The following is a 14820-nucleotide window of genomic DNA, read 5'->3' as shown; positions in this document are numbered from 1 at the left end:
GCGTCACGGCGCGCGTCACCGGCGCGGTCACCAGGTCGTCGGGAACAGCTCGGGCTGGGTGCCGCTGGGGGCGACGCCGAGCTCGGTGAGCGCGTAGCCGGCCACGTCCGAGAACACGGGACCGGCGACGGTGCCGCCCCACTCCGACGTCTTCGGGTTGTGCAGCACGACGCTCATCGCGATCGCGGGGTCGTCGGCGGGCGCGACGCCGATGAACGACGCCGTGATGCCGGTCCGGCCCGGGACGACCCACGACTGGGCGGTGCCCGTCTTGCCGGCCACGCGGTAGCCCGGGATCGCGGCCGAGGAGCCGGTGCCCTCGTCGACGGCGCTCTCCATCATCGACAGCACGGTGTTCGCCGTCTCCGGGGACACGACCTGGGTGCGCGCGGCGGGCGCCGCCGGGGTGTACGTGCCGTCCGGCTCCGTCCAGCCCTTGACCAGGTGCGGCGTGATCCGCACGCCGTCGTTCGCCATCGTGGCGAACACCTCGGTGGCCTGCAGCGCGGTCACGGACACGGCCTGGCCGAACAGCACGGCGTACTTGGACCGGCCGTCCCACTGGTCCGCGGGGTGCAGCAGGCCGGCGGACTCGTTCGGCAGCTCGATGCCGGTCTTCGCCCCGAAGCCGAACTTCGCCAGGTAGTCGTACCGGACCTGCTGCGGGATGTCCTGGCCGATCATGACGGTGCCGGTGTTCGACGACTCCGCCAAGATGCCGGTCGTCGTCAGCCGCAGGCCCGCGTGCTCGTGCGAGTCCTTGAACGTCTGGTTGTTCGCCGTCGTGTACTGGTACGGCACCTCGAACTGCGTGTACGGGTCGACCAGCCCGGTCTCGATCGCCGCGGCCATCGTGATGATCTTGGCCGTCGAACCGGGCTCGAACACGTCGGAGACCGCGCTGGACCCGCGCCACAGGTCGGTGGTCGCGCCCGGGTTGTTCGGGTCGACCGTGCGGGACTCCGCGATGGCGAGCACCTCACCGGTCTTCACGTCGAGCGCCACGATCGAGCCCGAGTCGGAGCCGGTGGCCGCCACCTGCGCCTCGATGGCCTGCTGCGCCTTCCACTGCAGGTCGAGGTTGAGGGTGAGCTGCACGTCGCGGCCGTCGGTCGCCGGCGTCGACTCCTCGAAGCCGCCCGGGATCTGCTGGCCGCCGCGACCGCGCTCGTACGTGGTGCTGCCGGGGGTCCCCGTGAGCTCGGAGTCGAGCACCGCCTCGAGGCCCTGCGCGCCCGTGCCCTCGGCGTTGACCCAGCCGAGCACGTTGCCCGCCAGGTTCGCGTTCGGGTACACCCGCTCGGCGACCTGCTCCGCGGAGATGCCGTTGATCCGCAGCTCGCGGACCGCCTGCCACACCTCGGGCAGCACGCCCTTGGCGATGTACTTGAACCCGGAGTCGCCGTCGAGCTTCGCGCCCAGCTCGGCGGCGTTGACCTCGAGCAGCGGGGCGATCAGCTGGGCGGCGCCGGCGGCGCCCGAGTAGGACTCGCCGTCGACCGTCGCCGACCACGTCGCGACCAGGTTCTGGTTCACCGCGATGTCGTACCGGTCCACCGAGGTGGCGAGCACCTCGCCGTTCGCGTCTGTGATCTGCCCCCGGGAGGCGACCAGCTGGGCGTTGGTGAGCCGGTTCTGCAGCGCCTCGGCGGCGATCGCGTCTCCCCCGATGCCCTGGAGCCACACCAGCCGGCCGGTGAACACCGTCAGCAGCAGCGCGATCAGCACGACCAGCACGGCGCGACGCCGGTGCAGGACGGCCAGGCTCGGGCCGCCGGTGCGCGCCGGGGCCCACGGCCCCCGTGGGCCGCGCTGGGTGGGCACGGTGCCGCGGCCGGCCGGGCGCACCGGCCGCGCGGGGGCGGCGGTGCGACGGGTCGGCGTGCTCACGGCGTGGGCTCCGTGCCGCCCCGGACCGTGCCGTCGGCGAGCGTGAGCCAGCCGGTCGGGCCCGCGGGCTGCATGCCGAGGCCCTGCGCCGCCGCCGCGAGGTTCGCGGGCGACGTGTTCGCGTCGATCTGCGCGGCCAGCGCCTGCTCGTCCCTGGCCAGCTCGGCGAGCCGGACGTCCATGGTGCGGGTCTCGTACGCGCCCGCGGCGAGCTGCGTGTTCAGCAGCAGCGCGGACAGCAGCGCCCCGCCGAGGATCGCCATGCACGAGACCACGAACGGCACGTGCGTGCGGGCCTGGGCCGGCGGGCGGACCAGGCGGAGCCGCGGGGCGGTACGGGTCGCGGGGGCCGGGGCGGACGGACGGGGCTGGACGCGGGGTGCCTGGACCCGCGCTGCGGCCTGCTGGGCGCTCATGCGGTTCTCCTCGGTCCGGTGCTGGTGCTGCGGGTGCTGCGGGGACGGGTGCTGCGGCCGCGGCCGGCGGGACTGCCGCCGTCCGCCACGGGCCGCCGGTGCTCGGGTGTCGGGCGCAGCCGCTCGGCCGCCCGCAGGCGCACCGACTGCGACCGCGGGTTGCGGGCGAGCTCGGCCTCGTCGGCCTCCTCCGCACCGCGGATCAGCAGCCGCAGGTACGGCTCGTCCGTCTCCGGGACGACCGGCAGGCCGGGCGGGGAGCTGATCTCGGCGCCGGCCGCGAACGCGCGCTTGACCAGCCGGTCCTCGAGCGACTGGTACGACTCGACGACGATCCGGCCCCCCACCACCAGCGACTCGATCGCCGCCGGGACCGCGCGGGCCAGGACCGCGAGCTCGTCGTTGACCTCGATCCGCAGCGCCTGGAACGTCCGCTTGGCGGGGTTGCCGCCGGTCTGCCGGGCCGCGGCGGGGATGCCCGCGCGCACCAGGTCCACGAGCTCGTGGGTCCGCTCCAGCGGCGCCTGCTCGCGCGCCTGGACGATCCGCCGCGCGATCCGCCCCGCGAACCGCTCCTCGCCGTACTCGCGCAGGACCCGGGTGAGCTCGCGCTCGTCGTAGGTGTTGAGCACCTCGGCGGCGGTCAGGCCCCGCGTCGGGTCCATCCGCATGTCCAGCGGCGCGTCCTGCGCGTAGGAGAAGCCCCGCTCGGCCTCGTCCAGCTGCAGCGACGACACGCCGAGGTCCATCAGGACGCCCTGCACGCCGGGCAGGCCGAGCCGCTCGAGCACCGCGGGGATCTCGTCGTACACCGCGTGCACGGGGGTGAACCGGTCGCCGAACCGGGCGAGCCGCTCCGACGCGAGCGCCAGGGCCTCGGGGTCGCGGTCGACGCCGATCACACGCACGTGCTCGAACGCGGCCAGCACGCCCTCGGTGTGCCCGCCCATGCCGAGCGTCGCGTCCACCATCACCGAGCCCGGCTCCGCGAGGGCGGGGGCCAGCAGGTCGAGGCAGCGCTGGAGCAGCACGGGCGTGTGCCGCGACGCGGCGTCGCGCTCGGACATGCGGGCCTCCTCGGGCGGTGCGGACTCGGTGCTGCGTGCGTGGGTGCTGCGGCTGTGGTGCGTGCGTGGTGCTGCGTGCGTGGTGCTGCGGGGCTGGTGGTCGGGCGGCCCCTCCGCCGTCCGACCAGATCCCCCACCGGCCCTCTGGCGCCGGGGAAGTGGCGTCAGAGCTGCCGGGGGGAGGTCTCGTCGTGCGGTGGTGCGGGTCGTGCTGGGTGGTTCGGGGTGGTGCCGGTGGTGCTCGGTGCGGCGGCCCGGGCTCAGAAGGCCCCGGGGAAGACCTCCTCGGCGGTCTCGGCGTACCCGGCCTCCTGCTCCGCCAGGTACGACTCCCACGCCTGCAGGTCCCAGATCTCCACCCGGGTGCCGGCGCCGATCACGGCGACGTCCCGGTCGAGACCCGCGTAGGTGCGCAGCATCGGGGGGATCGAGATGCGCCCCTGCTTGTCCGGCGTCTCGTCGGAGGCGCCGGACAGGAACACGCGCAGGTAGTCCCGCGCCTGCTTGCTCGTCACCGGGGCCTGCCGGAGCTTGTCGTGCATCCGCGCGAACTCGTCGAGCGGCAGCAGGAACAGGCACCGGTCCTGACCCCGGGTCATGACCAGACCCTGGGCGAGCTGGGGGCGGAACTTGGCCGGGAGGATCAGCCGCCCCTTCTCGTCCAGCTTCGGGGTGTGCGTCCCGAGGAAGGGCACAGCGGCGCCGAGTCCGGCAAGCGTCTGCTCGAACCCCACGTCGCCCTCCTCCCCGGACCGCGCGGTCGGGCGCCCTGCGGCACCCGATGGCTCCACGGTACTCCACTTCACTCCACCAGCACCCTGTGAATCGGCGGCGGACGGGTGAAGTTGAGGTGTCTGTGCAGGTCAGGACCGGTGGAGCGAGGTGGAGGAATCTGCAGTGCGCGCGGCGGATCCCTGTCGACCGACCCTCGCCCTCCCCCACTCCCGAGGACGCGTCTGCGCTGGTCAGCGGCTCACGCGGCGTCACGCCCTCGCAGCCCCGCGCGACGCAGGGCGCGCCGGGGAGCGATGTGGAGGACCGGGGTCCGGCGCGGGTGGGGGGAAGTGGGGGGATCACCTCCCGCACCGGCCGACCTCCCCTTAGGCTCTCCCCAGTCGACCGAGGGGTTCCCATGCCGCGAGCAGTACCCGGTGCGTCCGAGATGGACGAGCTCATCACCGTGACGGACCGGATGCGGGCGGGGATCGACCGCGTCGTCTCCGGTCGCCCCGAGCTGGTCCGCACGACCGTCGCCGTGCTGCTCGCCGAGGGGCACCTGCTGCTGGAGGACGTGCCCGGCGTCGGCAAGACCACGCTCGCCAAGGCGCTCGCCCGCAGCATCGACTGCACCGTGGGCCGCGTGCAGTTCACGCCCGACCTGCTGCCCAGCGACCTGACCGGCGTGACGATCTACCGCGCGGCGACCCAGGAGTTCGAGTTCCGGCCCGGCCCGGTGTTCTCGCACGTCGTCATCGGCGACGAGATCAACCGCGCCTCCCCCAAGACGCAGGCCGCCCTGCTGGAGTCCATGCAGGAGGCCCAGGTCACCGTCGACGGGACGACCTACCCGCTGCCGCGGCCGTTCCTCGTCGTCGCGACCCAGAACCCGGTCGAGATGGAGGGCACCTACCCGCTGCCCGAGGCCCAGCGCGACCGGTTCATGGCGCGCCTCACCGTCGGGTACCCGAGCGCGGAGGCCGAGCTCGCGATGCTCGACCTGCAGGAGACCACCGACCCGCTCGCCCACCTCACCGCCGTCACCGACGCCGCCCAGGTCGGCCGGCTCATCGAGACCACCCGGCACCTGTACGCGTCCCCCGCGGTGAAGCAGTACGTCGTGGACCTCGTCGCCGGCACCCGCGACGACCCCGCGCTGCGCCTCGGCGCCTCCCCCCGGGCCGCGATCCAGCTGCTCCGTGCCGCGAAGGGCTACGCCGCCGTCGCCGGCCGGGACCACGTGCTGCCCGACGACGTGCAGCAGCTCGCCGAGCCCGTGCTCGCGCACCGCGTCATCCTCAGCGCCGAGTCCCGGCTGTCGGGCCGCTCGGGCCAGGACGTCATCGCCGACCTCGTGGCGCGGACCGGCGTCCCGGCGCCCGCGCGCGGCTCGGTGCACGACCGCGGCGCCGTGCACGACCGCAGCGCCGCGGGCTGATGCGCCTGCGCCCGACCCGCCGGGGCACCGGGATGCTGGTCCTCGGCACCGCGGTCGCCGCGACCGGCACCGCGTTCGGGTCCACCGACCTGCTGACCATCGGCACGCTGCCGGTGCTGCTCGTCGTGCTCGGCCTGCTCGCGGTCGGCATCGGCGACCCCGGGCGCGGACGCGGGCTGCGCACCCGGCGCGCGGTGCACCCCGACCCGGTGCACGTCGGCCGGTCCGCGGACGTGCAGGTCGAGGTCGCCCTCGCCCGCGGGACGTCGCGGGCCCGGCTCGCGGACCTCCGGCTGCGCGAGCAGGCCGCGGTCGAGCTGTCCGGCGGCCGCCCGCTGCGCGCCACGGTCAGCCGCGAGCCCCGGGCCGTCCGGCTGCGGTACCCGGTCCAGGCGACCCGGCGCGGCCGCTGGGCCCTCGGCCCCCTGATCGTCACCCGGACCGACCCGTTCGGCGTCGCCCAGGTGCGCGCGACGCTCGGCGAGCGGGAGACCGTCACCGTCTGGCCCGCCGTCGTCGACCTCCCCGTGCCCCGCGAGCTGCTGGTCGCCGAGCCCGAGCGCTCCGTGGTCGGCGCCCGGTCGCCCGCCTCCGACGACGCCGCGCTGCGCGACTACCGGGTCGGCGACGACCTGCGCCGCGTGCACTGGCCCAGCAGCGCCCGGCGCGGCGAGCTCGTGGTCCGGTCCGACGAGCGCGCCGGGATGCGACCCGTGACCGTCCTGCTCGACCAGTGCGCGCCCGGCGAGGCCCTCGAGTGGAGCATCTCGCTCGCCGCGTCGGCCGCGATCGCGCTGCACGGCGCCGGGCACCCGACGCACCTGCTGACCGGCACCGGCGCCGACGACCCCCGGGCGACCCGCCTGGAGGCGCCGTCGCGCCAGCAGCTCCTCGAGGCCACCGTCGACCTCGCCGGGCACGGCGACACCGGCACCGCCCAGCGCGCGCTGCTCGCGGAGATCCGCGGGCTCGACGACACCGACGGCGGCTCCGGCCTGGTCGTCGCCGTGCTCGGCCCGCAGGGCGCCGCCGGGCGCGCGGCGCTCGCCGGGGTCAGCCAGACCCGGCCCGGCTGGGCCGTCGTGCGCGGCGCCGACGACGACGAGGCCGCCGGGGGCACCGCCCGCGCGCTGCGCCGCGCCGGCTGGCGGGTCGTCCAGGCCGCACCCGGGGCGGACCTCGCCGCCACGTGGTGGCGCCTCACCGGCGGTGCCGCGTGAGCGGCGGGAACGCGCTGCGCCGCGGCTGGCGGTCGCCGGTCGCGACCACCGTCGTCGCGCTCGCCACCGTGACCGCCCTCGGCGCGCTGAGCGGGCTGCTGGCCGGCGGCCCGTGGCCCTGGCGCGCCGCGATCGCCGTCGCCCTCACCGCGCTCGTCGTCGGCGGCGTCCGCAGCCTCACGCGGTCGGCGTGGCTGCCGTCGCTCGTCGGACTCGTCGTGGCCGCGTACGCGCTGCTCGCCTGGTACGCGACCCCACCGGGCGGCAACCCGCTGCTCGTCGGCCCCGGCACCGTCGAGCGCGCCGGCCAGCTGCTCGCGCAGGCCGCCCAGCTCATCGAGACGTCCGTCGTGCCCCTCACGGTCTGGCCGCCCGTCGAGGCCGTCCTCGTCGGGGCCGCGGTGCTCGTGTTCCTGGCGGCCGACCTGCTCGCCGTCGGCTGCGGGATGCCCGCGCTGACCGGCCTCGCGTACCTCGCGGTGTGGACCCCGAGCGTCGTGCTCGGCTTCCCCGGCAGCACCTGGGCGCTGGCGGCCACCGGGTTCGCGTACCTCGTCCTGCTCGCGCTCGCCCAGCCGTCGGTCGCCCGCGACCGCACCGGCCGCCGCGCCGGGGTGGTGGTGGTCGGCGCCGCCGGGCTCGTCGCCCTCACGCTCGCCGCGGGCCCCGTGGTCGCCGCCGTCCCCGCGTGGTCCTGGCTCGACCTGCCCGACGTCGGGACCGGCGCCGTCGGACCCGTGCGGCTCGCCGACGACCTCGACCTGCGCGACAGCCTCCGCCAGCAGTCCGACCAGGTGGTGCTGCGCTACACCGTCGAGGCCCTCGACGACGACGACCGCGGCCCCGCGGCCACCGCCGGCAACGTCGGGCCGCTCCGCTCCTTCACCCTGCGCGACTTCGACGGGCGCGGCTGGGAGCGCGACCCGACCGCCGAGCTCACCGAGTGGGACCCCGACGGCCTGCTCGCCTCGGACCCCGCGCTGGTCGGCACGCCCCCCGACGACGACCGCGGCACCCTCGCGCAGGTCGACGTGCAGGTCGGCGCGCTCCGCGAGCAGCGGCTGCCGGTCAGCACCTTCCCCCGGACCGTCGAGATCGACGGGGCGTGGAGCTACGACGTCGCCCGCGACGAGGTCGTCGGCCGGGAGCGCACCGACGTCGACACCCGGTACGCGATGACGGTCGAGATCCCCGACCTCACCCCGGAGATGCTCCGCGGCGCCACCGGCGACCGGCCCGGGGACCTCGACCCCTACCTCGCGGTGCCCGGCACCGACCACGAGGCCGACCTGCGCGCCCTCGCCGCCGAGGTCACCGAGGGCGCGACCACGCCGTACGACCAGGCACTCGCCCTGCAGACCTACTTCCGCGACAGCACCCGGTTCCGCTACGACACCACCGTCGACGCCGCCTCCAGCGACGACGCCGTCTGGGACTTCCTGGAGAGCCGCCGCGGCTACTGCGTGCAGTTCGCCACCGCCATGACCGTGCTCGCGCGGACCCTCGACATCCCCGCGCGCCTCGGCGTCGGGTTCCTGCCCGGCGACCTCGGCTCCGACCGGGCCTACCGGGTCACCGGTGCCGACGCGCACGCCTGGCCCGAGCTGTACTTCCCCGGCACCGGGTGGGTCCGGTTCGAGCCGACGCCCGCCGTGCAGACCGGCCCGCCGCCGTCCTGGAGCAACCCGTTCCGCGCGGCCGCGCCCACCGCCTCGCCCAGCGCCGCACCCGCGCAGCCGAGCCTCGCCCCCACCCCCGGCGCCACGACCAGCACGGCGCCCGCCGGCTCCGGCAGCACCGGCGGCGACGACACCGGCTCCGGCGGCGGCCCCTTCGTGCTGGTCGGCGTCGTCCTCGGGGGCCTCGCCGCCACCGCCGGCGCGCTCGCCCTGCTGCGCCGGCGCCGCGGAACCGGCGGCGCGCTGTCCTCCGAGGTCGCGTGGCGGCGGCTGCGCGACCGGCTGCGGCGCGCCGGCATCACCTGGTCCGACGCCCGCACCCCCCGCCAGGTCGTCGACACCGTGCGTGCCCAGGTCGAGTCCCGCCGGGGCCGACCGCTGACTCCCGCGGGCGACCGCGCGCTCGTGGCGCTGGCGACCGCCGTCGAGCAGGACCGCTACGCCCCGCACCCCGTGGAGCACGACGCCACGGAGCTGCAGGGCTGGGTCGCCGCGGTGCTCACCGACGTGAGCACGTCGACCCGCACCCGCCCCGCCGAGGGCGGGACCCCCGCACCCGCCTGACCCGGCCGACCCGCCGCGGCCGAGCCCGACCAGCCCCGACCCGCCGGGCCGGGCCCGCTCCGGAGCCGCGCGGGGTGCCCTCCCCCGCTGCCGCGGACGAGAGCTCACGACACGCTGACCGCACCGCGCGCACACCCGCGTGTCGTGACCTCTCGCGAACCCGCTAGGCAGCGAGCGCGGGCAGGCGGGCTAGCGCCGGCGGGCGGGTCGCCCTGGCCGCCGGCGGGAGGTCCGGCGGGGGTGCGCCGTGGCGCGAGCGCCTCGCCCACGCTCGGCCGACGAGTGGTCACGACACGCGAGCCGCGGTGGTCGCGCGCCAGCGTGTCGTGACCACTCGCCCCACGGAGGTGGGGGCGGGCGCGAGGTCAGCGCGCAGCGACAGGGCGTGCAGGAGCGACAGGTCCGCCCAGGCGACAGGTCCGCCCGCGCGACACTTGCGCCGCAACGCCTCAGGAGTCAGCGCGCGGTCGTGTCAGGCAACGCCGGGCCCGTGCTCGACGCGCGAGGTCAGCGACCCTTCTCGCGGCGACGGTCCCAGCGGTCCTCCATGCGGTTCATGAAGCCCTTCTTGGGCGCCGCCGGTCGTCGGGTCGCGGTGCCGTCGGGCCGGACGACGCCGACCGGGCCGGTGCTGCGCCGCGGACGCGTGAACGCGAACGCGACGGACGCGAACATGACGACGAACCCGAGCACCCCGAGCCACACCTCGGACGAGGCGGCTCCGCCCACGAGCAGGAGGAGGCCGACGACGGCTCCGATGCCGCCCAGCACATATCGCATCACCGGCTTGCGGCCACGCGCTGTGAGCGTGTTCGCGAGCCGAGGATCATCAGACGTGAGCTGACGCTCCATCTGCTCCAGTACACGTTGTTCGTACTCGGAGAGAGGCATTCCAACCCCCGTGCTCCGCCGTTGGGACTGTCTTCGCCTCAGGATAGAGGGCGTTCGCCGAAGGCGGTAGTCGAGCGACCGACCGGACCGCGTGACGCTGCGGACACCGGGTGACGGGAACCTTCGGCGTCGCTGGTCCGTTCCGCCGCGGCCGCCCCCGCCGGGCGCGCGACCGAGCCCGCTACCCGGCCGGCGGCAGGTCCCGCAGCCGGGTCCGCGGCGCCGGCGGTCACGGGGATCGCGGCACCGGACGCGCCAGCACCGGGTCGCGCGGACCTGCCGACCGTCCGGGTCCCGGCGCCGATCGACTCCCGGCCGAACCGCTCACGGACCAGGTCCATCGCCCGCTCGGCGTCCCGGCGCGCGTCCGCGTTGTCCGCGACGGCCTCCTCGAGAGTCAGCTGCCGCGCCTGGTCCTCGGCGGGGGCGAGGCCCTCGGCGCGGACGCCGACGAGGCGCACGGGCAGCCCGCCGAGGTCGACGCCGGCGAGCAGCTCCCGGGCCGCCAGGTACAGCTCGCGACCGACGTCGGTGGGCTGGACGAGCGTGCGCGAGCGGGTGAGCGTGCGGAAGTCGGACGTGCGGATCTTCACCGCCACCGTCCGGGCGACGACGCCCTGCGCGCGGAGCCGGCCGGCGCACCGGTCGGCGAGCTCGAGCGCCTTGCTCTCCACGACCCGCATGTCCCGGACGTCGACCGCGAAGGTCTCCTCCGCGCCGACGCTCTTCTCCTCCCGTCCCGGGTGCACCGGCCGGGGGTCCCGGCCCCACGCGAGGTCGTACAGGTGTGCGCCGGCGGTCCGACCCACCGCGCGCTGCACGGTGCCCACGTCGCTCGCGGCCAGCTCCGCCACGGTGCGGATCCCCCACCGCTCGAGCGCGCCTGCCGTCCGCTCCCCGACGCCCCACAGCGCGCCCACCGGCAGGACGTGCAGGAACGCGACGGTCGCGTCCCGCGGGACCAGGAGCACCCCGTCGGGCTTCGCGTGGCCCGAGGCGAGCTTCGCGACGAACTTGGTGGCGGCGACCCCGACGGAGCAGGTGATGCCGTGCCGCGCCTGCACCCGCTCGCGGATCAGCGCGGCGATCCGCGTGGGGCTGCCGAGCCGCCGGCGCGCGCCGCTCACGTCGAGGAACGCCTCGTCGACGCTCACCTGCTCCACGAGCGAGGTCACCTCGCGGAGGATGTCCATGACGCTGCGCGAGACCTCGTGGTACGCCGTGTGGTCGGGCGGGACGACGACCGCCTGCGGGCAGAGCCGGCGCGCCGCGGCCATCGGCATCGCGGAGTGCACCCCGAAGGCGCGGGCCTCGTAGGTGGCCGCCAGCACCACGGAGCGCTCGGAGCCGCCGACGACGACGGGCCTCCCGCGCAGGTGCGGCCGGCGGGCGAGCTCGACGGACGCGAAGAACGCGTCCATGTCGACGTGCAGGATCGAGCACCCGTCCTCCTCGGTGCCCCAGTCCCGCCGCGCCTCCGCCGCGCGAGGACCTCGGCTCATCCCGCGCGCACCCCGGCGGCGCCGACGAGCCGCGCGTCGTCCGGCTCCGCGCCCTCGAGCTCGGCGCGCACGACGTCCAGGAAGTCCTCGGCGTGGCACAGCACCTGCTCCGCCCGGGCTGCGCTGACGGCGTCGAACCGGCCGGCGTCCACCGCGGCGCGCAGACCGGCACCGCCGGCGAAGTAGCTCGACCACCGCCCGAGCTCGGGGGCCACGGAGTCCAGCAGCTCCCACACCGTGCGCGGCGCCCGGCGGCCCGACAGCGGCTGCCGCACCGCCAGCACCGCGGCACCGGCGCGCAGCGCGGCGAGGTGGGCGTGGGTGAACTGCTCCCACGGCTCGGAGGAGAACTGCGCGGCGACCAGCTCGGCGTCGGCGCGGTCCAGCAGCTCGGCGGCGCGACCGGACAGCCCGGGCACGGCACTCCGCGGGGCACGAAGGGTGTTGACCGGCATCGCGCACCTCCCTCTCTCGACTCACTCAGTATCGAACACCTGTTCGAACGCGTCAACCCGTACCGTGCAGGGGTGGCGTCCCGCGACCGTTCCGGATCGAAGAAGTCCGACCGCTCGGCCCGACCCGGTGCAGCCTCGCACCGACCACCGACACGCGGCTCCCGCGGCGGTCCGCCCGCCGACCGGTGGCCCGACGGGCCCGTGCCGATCGCGACCGGCACCGCCGAGGTGCAGCGGTCCCCCGACGACCCCGACGCCGTCACCCTGCTCGTGAACGGCGTGCCGAGCTCCCACCTCGACCTCGCCGACCCGGAGCGGCTCGACTTCGAGTACATGCAGCAGATGGCGGCCGTGCTGGACCACCTGCCCGCCGGTGACGGTCCGGTGCGCCTGGTGCACCTCGGTGCCGCGGGCTGCGCGATGGCCCGGTGGGCGCACGCGCGGTTCCCCGGCGCGCGGCAGGTGGCCGTCGACCTCGACGGGGAGCTGGTCCGGCTGGTGCGGACCTGGTTCGACCTGCCGCGCTCCCCCGCGCTGCGCCTGCGGGCCGGCGAGGCGCGCGCCGAGCTGGCGACGCTGCCCGACGCGAGCACCGACGCGGTCGTCCGCGACGTGTTCGCCGGGGACCGCACGCCGCCGCACCTCACGACGGAGGAGTTCGTGCGGGACGCGGCCCGCGTGCTGCGCCCGGGCGGGGTCTACCTCGCGAACTGCGCCGACCGGCCGCCGCTGGCGCTCGCCCGGGCCGAGGCGGCGACGGCGGCCGCGGTGTTCCGGCACGTCGCGGTGATCGCCGAGCCGGCGCTCCTCAAGGGCCGCCGCTACGGGAACATCGTCGTGGTCGGGACCGACGACCCCGACCTGCTGGGCGACGCGGGGCTGGCCCGTGACCTGCGGTCCCTGCCGGTGCCGGCCCGGCTGGTGGGCGACGGGGAGCTCGCGGCGTTCGTGGGCCGCGCGGCTCCGATCCGGGACGTCGCACCGGAGCTCGGGTCCGGCGAGCCAGAGCTCGGGCCCGGCGACCCGGAGCGCCCGGAGCCGTAGGGCCCGGGACGCGGACGAGGCCGCACCCCCGTGGGGGTACGGCCTCGTCGCGAGACTCACCCGCGCGAGCGGGAGGCTCCTGAGATCAGAGCGGGCGGACCTGCTCGGCCTGCGGGCCCTTCGGGCCCTGCGTGATCTCGAACTCCACGCGCTGGCCCTCGTCGAGGCTGCGGTAGCCCGAGGAGTCGATCGCGGAGTAGTGCACGAAGACGTCAGCGCCGCCGCCGTCCTGAGCGATGAAGCCGAAGCCCTTCTCGGCGTTGAACCACTTGACAGCACCCTGTGCCATGTTCTTGTCCTTCTGTCCATCCGGTGACGGAACGGGACCTCGTGCCCCGTACCGTGCCGCAATGCCTATCCCGCGTCCTGCACCGGGTGCACCAGCCGGATGGCTGGAAGGTGTCGGCGAGCCGCCCGCGAGGGCTGCCCGACCGGCGCCGGTCAAGCGTCAGTACGTCACTGCAACGGGTCGATACTCTCACGCAGGTCATCCCGACGCCACGGTTCTGCCGGGCTCCCTCGGCACCGTTGACAACGATCCGGTCACGGCGCGATCACAGGACGACCACACCGACCGACCGGTCGGGAGGCCCCGCGCGGCGGTCAGACCGCGAGCCCCGGGTGGGCGCGTCGGGCGCTGCGCCGGCCGAGCAGCATCCCCGCGACGCCGAGCACCCAGGGCACCGCGACCCACGCGAACGCGGTCCGGAACGCGTCGAGGTCCCGCACCCCGTCGCCGGCGACCCGGTCGAGCACCACGCCCAGCACGAGCATCGTCACCAGCGCCCCCACGAAGCCGCCCGTGTTGACGAACCCGGTGGCGGTGCCGAGCCGCGCGGGCGGCGTGCAGGACCGGGCGACGTCGAACGCGATCAGGGAGGTGGGCCCGCCGACGCCGATCACCACGATGAACGCGGCCAGCACCGCGAGCGGCACGGGGTCCCGCGGCACCGCGACCGCGAGCCAGCCCAGCGCGATGGCCACCGAGGTGCCCAGCGCCAGCGGCATCCGCGCGCGCGGGTGCCGGCCGACGACCAGGCCGATGAGCGGGCCGGAGACCACGGCCGCGACGACGTTCAGCGTGAGGAGCGCGCTCGCCTCCCCCGCGGTGCGGCCCTGCCCCTCGACGAGGAACGCGTAGCCCCACAGCAGCACGACGACGTGGTTCGAGAACTGCCCGGAGAAGTGCATCCAGAACCCGAGGCGCGCGCCCGGGTCGCGCAGGACCGCGCGCAGCGCCCCGGGCTCGCGGGCGGCCCGGGCGGGCGCAGGGCGCCACCGCCGACGCAGCAGGCCGCCCCCACGCGCGACCGCCTCGTCGCGGTCGGCCCGGGTCCGCGCGACGGCCTCCGGGGAGTCGCGGACCACCGCGAGCACGAGCACCGCGGCGAGCACGCCGAGCGCCGCGACGCACAGGAACGTGGTGCGCCACCCCTCGGCGTGCAGCAGCGCCACCACGGGGACGGCGGACAGCACCTGGCCGACCTGCCCGATGCTGCCGGTGAGCTGGGTCATCACGGGGACCCGGCGGGCGGCGAACCACGCGGGGACGAGGCGCACCGCGGAGACGAACGTCAGGGCGTCGCCGGCGCCGACCAGCACCCTGCCCGCCAGCACCCAGACCGCGGACGGGGCGAGCGCGAGCACGAGCTGCCCGAGCGCCATCACGGCGGCGCCGGTGGCGATCAGCACGCGCGGGCCGTACCGGTCCAGCAGCACCCCGACGGGCACCTGGAGGAGCGCGTAGACGACGAGCTGGGCGACGGCGACGGCCGCGAGCGCCGCGGACGACACCCCGAACAGCGCGGAGACCTCGAGGGTCGCGACGCCGAACGACGACCGGTTGAGGATCGCGACGACGTAGGCGGCGACGCCGACGCCCCAGACGAGCAGGGCGCGGCGGTCGGTGGTCACGTGCAGACATTCTGCCGTGCCGC

At 76.1% G+C, this 14820-nt stretch carries 13 protein-coding genes; 4 read left to right on the top strand and 9 right to left on the bottom strand.

Going from position 1 to position 14820, the window contains the following annotated elements; translation table 11 throughout:
• Positions 1 to 27: 27 nt before the first annotated feature.
• The 4 genes from ACFVXN_RS04100 to mraZ all read right to left on the bottom strand — a co-directional run bounded on the left by ACFVXN_RS04100 (position 28) and on the right by mraZ (position 4068).
• Complete coding sequence (locus ACFVXN_RS04100; protein WP_389227639.1) at positions 28 to 1890, bottom strand: peptidoglycan D,D-transpeptidase FtsI family protein; 1863 nt, start codon at positions 1888 to 1890, stop codon at positions 28 to 30.
• On the bottom strand, positions 1887 to 2306 hold the full coding sequence (locus ACFVXN_RS04095) for a hypothetical protein (RefSeq protein WP_389227636.1): 420 nt from the start codon (positions 2304 to 2306) through the stop codon (positions 1887 to 1889). The genes ACFVXN_RS04100 and ACFVXN_RS04095 overlap by 4 nt, the downstream gene beginning before the upstream one ends.
• Positions 2303 to 3373, bottom strand: a complete 1071-nt coding sequence (gene rsmH / locus ACFVXN_RS04090) for a 16S rRNA (cytosine(1402)-N(4))-methyltransferase RsmH (protein WP_389227633.1) — start codon at positions 3371 to 3373, stop codon at positions 2303 to 2305. The genes ACFVXN_RS04095 and rsmH overlap by 4 nt, the downstream gene beginning before the upstream one ends.
• Positions 3374 to 3633: 260 nt before the next feature.
• On the bottom strand, positions 3634 to 4068 hold the full coding sequence (gene mraZ / locus ACFVXN_RS04085) for a division/cell wall cluster transcriptional repressor MraZ (RefSeq protein WP_389227875.1): 435 nt from the start codon (positions 4066 to 4068) through the stop codon (positions 3634 to 3636).
• A 437-nt stretch (positions 4069 to 4505) separates the two neighbouring features.
• On the opposite strand from mraZ, the gene ACFVXN_RS04080 reads away from it, so the two are divergent.
• The 3 genes from ACFVXN_RS04080 to ACFVXN_RS04070 are packed head-to-tail and all read left to right on the top strand — an operon-like array spanning position 4506 to position 8991.
• Entirely contained in the window at positions 4506 to 5528 is a 1023-nt protein-coding gene (locus ACFVXN_RS04080; RefSeq protein ID WP_389227630.1) for an AAA family ATPase, read from the top strand.
• On the top strand, positions 5528 to 6748 hold the full coding sequence (locus ACFVXN_RS04075; RefSeq protein WP_389227626.1) for a DUF58 domain-containing protein: 1221 nt from the start codon (positions 5528 to 5530) through the stop codon (positions 6746 to 6748). The genes ACFVXN_RS04080 and ACFVXN_RS04075 overlap by 1 nt, the downstream gene beginning before the upstream one ends.
• The gene (locus tag ACFVXN_RS04070; RefSeq protein ID WP_389227623.1) at positions 6745 to 8991 is read left to right on the top strand and encodes a transglutaminaseTgpA domain-containing protein; all 2247 of its coding nucleotides are present in this window, start codon (positions 6745 to 6747) and stop codon (positions 8989 to 8991) included. The genes ACFVXN_RS04075 and ACFVXN_RS04070 overlap by 4 nt, the downstream gene beginning before the upstream one ends.
• A gap of 507 nt (positions 8992 to 9498) precedes the next feature.
• Here the strand turns inward: ACFVXN_RS04070 and ACFVXN_RS04065 are convergent.
• The 3 genes from ACFVXN_RS04065 to ACFVXN_RS04055 are packed head-to-tail and all read right to left on the bottom strand — an operon-like array spanning position 9499 to position 11839.
• Positions 9499 to 9882 carry a DUF3040 domain-containing protein gene (locus ACFVXN_RS04065; RefSeq protein ID WP_389227620.1) on the bottom strand — a complete coding sequence of 128 codons (384 nt, stop codon included), beginning with the start codon at positions 9880 to 9882 and terminating at the stop codon, positions 9499 to 9501.
• Positions 9883 to 9920: 38 nt separating this feature from the next.
• On the bottom strand, positions 9921 to 11384 hold the full coding sequence (locus ACFVXN_RS04060; protein ID WP_389227617.1) for a DNA polymerase IV: 1464 nt from the start codon (positions 11382 to 11384) through the stop codon (positions 9921 to 9923).
• Positions 11381 to 11839 carry an SAV_6107 family HEPN domain-containing protein gene (locus ACFVXN_RS04055; RefSeq protein ID WP_389227614.1) on the bottom strand — a complete coding sequence of 153 codons (459 nt, stop codon included), beginning with the start codon at positions 11837 to 11839 and terminating at the stop codon, positions 11381 to 11383. Before ACFVXN_RS04055 ends, ACFVXN_RS04060 begins: the two co-directional genes overlap by 4 nt.
• A 201-nt stretch (positions 11840 to 12040) precedes the next feature.
• Between ACFVXN_RS04055 and ACFVXN_RS04050 the strand changes: the two genes are divergently transcribed.
• Positions 12041 to 12883: a spermidine synthase gene (locus ACFVXN_RS04050; RefSeq protein ID WP_389227612.1), complete on the top strand. Its 843-nt coding sequence runs from the start codon at positions 12041 to 12043 to the stop codon at positions 12881 to 12883.
• Between the two features lie 85 nt (positions 12884 to 12968).
• On the opposite strand, the gene ACFVXN_RS04045 is transcribed toward ACFVXN_RS04050, so the two are convergent.
• Positions 12969 to 13172, bottom strand: coding sequence for a cold-shock protein (locus ACFVXN_RS04045; protein WP_389227610.1), 204 nt, complete (start codon positions 13170 to 13172; stop codon positions 12969 to 12971).
• Between the two features lie 314 nt (positions 13173 to 13486).
• Positions 13487 to 14797 (bottom strand): nitrate/nitrite transporter, encoded by a 1311-nt coding sequence (locus ACFVXN_RS04040; protein ID WP_389227607.1) that lies wholly within the window; start codon positions 14795 to 14797, stop codon positions 13487 to 13489.
• Between the last annotated feature and the right edge of the window lie 23 nt (positions 14798 to 14820).

The sequence above is a fragment of the Cellulomonas sp. NPDC058312 genome (genome assembly GCF_042880135.1).
Taxonomy (GTDB): domain Bacteria; phylum Actinomycetota; class Actinomycetes; order Actinomycetales; family Cellulomonadaceae; genus Cellulomonas.
The sequence above is the reverse complement of the archived record's forward strand: the minus strand, read 5'-3'. Positions and strand labels throughout refer to the sequence as shown.

What these genes read in the sequence shown, in the direction of transcription:
- ACFVXN_RS04095 (WP_389227636.1), bottom strand. Translation starts at nt 2,306, where the DNA reads ATGAGCGCCCAGCAGGCCGCAGCGCGGGTCCAGGCACCCCGCGTCCAG.
- rsmH (WP_389227633.1), bottom strand. Translation starts at nt 3,373, where the DNA reads ATGTCCGAGCGCGACGCCGCGTCGCGGCACACGCCCGTGCTGCTCCAG.
- ACFVXN_RS04080 (WP_389227630.1), top strand. Translation starts at nt 4,506, where the DNA reads ATGCCGCGAGCAGTACCCGGTGCGTCCGAGATGGACGAGCTCATCACC.
- ACFVXN_RS04075 (WP_389227626.1), top strand. Translation starts at nt 5,528, where the DNA reads ATGCGCCTGCGCCCGACCCGCCGGGGCACCGGGATGCTGGTCCTCGGC.
- ACFVXN_RS04065 (WP_389227620.1), bottom strand. Translation starts at nt 9,882, where the DNA reads ATGCCTCTCTCCGAGTACGAACAACGTGTACTGGAGCAGATGGAGCGT.
- ACFVXN_RS04060 (WP_389227617.1), bottom strand. Translation starts at nt 11,384, where the DNA reads ATGAGCCGAGGTCCTCGCGCGGCGGAGGCGCGGCGGGACTGGGGCACC.
- ACFVXN_RS04055 (WP_389227614.1), bottom strand. Translation starts at nt 11,839, where the DNA reads ATGCCGGTCAACACCCTTCGTGCCCCGCGGAGTGCCGTGCCCGGGCTG.
- ACFVXN_RS04045 (WP_389227610.1), bottom strand. Translation starts at nt 13,172, where the DNA reads ATGGCACAGGGTGCTGTCAAGTGGTTCAACGCCGAGAAGGGCTTCGGC.